We start from the raw sequence: 605 nt of genomic DNA on the forward strand, positions 1-605 counted from the left end.
GGAATATCCGAGGGCTGTCTGCATCGGTGGCTGAAGATCGCCGACCGCGACGACGGCATCGAACGAGGCACGACGCCGGCCGGCTTGGACGAGTCCGCCGAGCTACGGGAGGCCCGCAAACGGATCAAGCTCCTCGAGCAAGAAGCCGAGGTCATGCGCCGTGCGGTCGCCTACCTGTCCCGGGATGTCAACCCAAAATGATCTACCCGCTGGTCCTCGACCTTGCTGCCGACGGAGTCCCCGTCACAGTGACCTGCCGGGTGCTCGGATTCTCCACCCAAGCGTTCTACAAATGGAAGAAACAACCAGTCACACAACGTGATTGGGACGACGCGCATCTGATCAACATCGCTCGTGAAATCCACGCCGACGACCCGGCATTCGGCTACCGCTTCATCGCCGACGAACTGCCGGACCGCGGCATCACCGCCAGCGAGAACAGAGTCGCACGACTGTGCTCACAAGAACGGCTGTGGTCCGTGTTCTCCAAGAAGCGCGGCCTGAACAAGAAAGCCGGCCCGCCCGTCCACGACGACCTCGTCGACCGCCAATTCACCGCACAGGAACGCAACCAGATCTGGCTGACCGACATCACCGAGCACCGT

The 605-nt window shown here is 62.3% G+C and carries 1 pseudogene; it reads left to right on the forward strand.

Annotation, left to right across the window (positions count from 1 at the left end):
• Positions 1-605: pseudogene (locus ACOQFP_RS12400) on the forward strand (IS3 family transposase); the annotation flags it as partial.

This window comes from Rhodococcus sp. MALMAid1271, from assembly GCF_049195265.1.
Classification (GTDB): domain Bacteria; phylum Actinomycetota; class Actinomycetes; order Mycobacteriales; family Mycobacteriaceae; genus Rhodococcoides.